1 pseudogene is annotated in these 1,213 nt (G+C 62.7%); it reads right to left on the reverse strand.

Annotation, left to right across the window (positions count from 1 at the left end):
* Nucleotides 1-1,089 (reverse strand): annotated as a pseudogene (locus PKKP23_RS33405) (ISNCY family transposase); the annotation flags it as partial.
* Nucleotides 1,090-1,213: the final 124 nt, after the last annotated feature.

Consider the following 1,213-nt stretch of genomic DNA (forward strand, 5'->3'; position numbering starts at 1 on the left):
GGATACTCGACGACCTCCACGTACTGGTGGATCAGGTTGCGGTTGGCTACCGTGTCCTGCAGCAGATACATCACCCGGTCATACTGCACCGTCAGCGCATTCGTGACCTTGCGCGGCACGCGATAGGCCAGAATCTGCCGCAGGTCCTCGTCATCGCGGACCGGCCGGTGAGCGTTGTGATCGCTCGCGGCCGCCCTGGCAAAACGCCGGTTAAAGTCCGCGACGAAGGAGGGCGCATACGCATTGGCGGCCTCCCATGTGCTGATGCCGCGCAACCGCAGTTCCTTCACCAGCCGGTCCTGCAACGTCAGGTTGGCCCGCTCCACGCGCCCCTTGGCCTGGCTCGAATTCGCGCAGAAAGTCTCGATATTGAGTTCGTACAGGGCTCGCCCGAACTGCGTGACGCCTTTGCCTGCCGTCGCCGAGCGGTCCTTCACGTAAAACACGCTGGCCTTTGTCGCTGTAGAACGCCACCGGCTTGCCGTGCGCGCCCAGATACTTCGACAGTGCCTCGAAATAGCTGAACGTCGACTCCGTCGCCGTGAAGTGCAGCGTCATCAGCCGTCCGGTCGCATCGTCGATGAACACCAGCAGCGAGCAGGCGGGCGCCCGCTGCTCGAACCAGCGGTGATCGCTGCCGTCGATCTGGATCAGTTCGCCATAACAGGCCCGACGGTTGCGCGGCTGGAAGACCTTCGGCGGGCGCTGCGCCCGTGGCACCCACAGTCCAGCCGCGTACATCCACTGGCGCAACGTTTCTTTGGCCAGCACGATGCCGTGACACTCATGAAGCTTCTCGCGCGCCAGCGTCGGGCCGAAATCGGCATAGCGCTCCCGGATGATGGCAATCACACGCGCTCGCAGACTCACGGAAAACTGCCGGTTACCCGGCCTGCCACGTCTGGCGGAAACCAGACCGGCAGCCCCGGCGGCCTCGAAGCGGCGCCTCAGACGCGACACCTGACGCTCGCTCAGTCCCAGCTGTTCAGCCGCACGCACGCCGCTCAGACGTCCTTCAACGACCGATTCGATGATCTTGACGCGTCGTAACTCGTTCATGCTGATCGTCACCAGTCCAGGCTCGTTCATGGCAGGCTCCGCCGGATTGCGCGTCGACAGCATGCGCCTCGGGCAGGCCTGAACCGGACATTTCTAACTGGCCCAAACCGGACATTACCAAATAGCCGCTACACATTAAATGTCGATAATTTAT

The sequence above is a fragment of the Paraburkholderia kururiensis JCM 10599 = LMG 19447 genome (assembly GCF_003986935.1).
GTDB classification, from domain to species: Bacteria; Pseudomonadota; Gammaproteobacteria; order Burkholderiales; family Burkholderiaceae; genus Paraburkholderia; species Paraburkholderia kururiensis.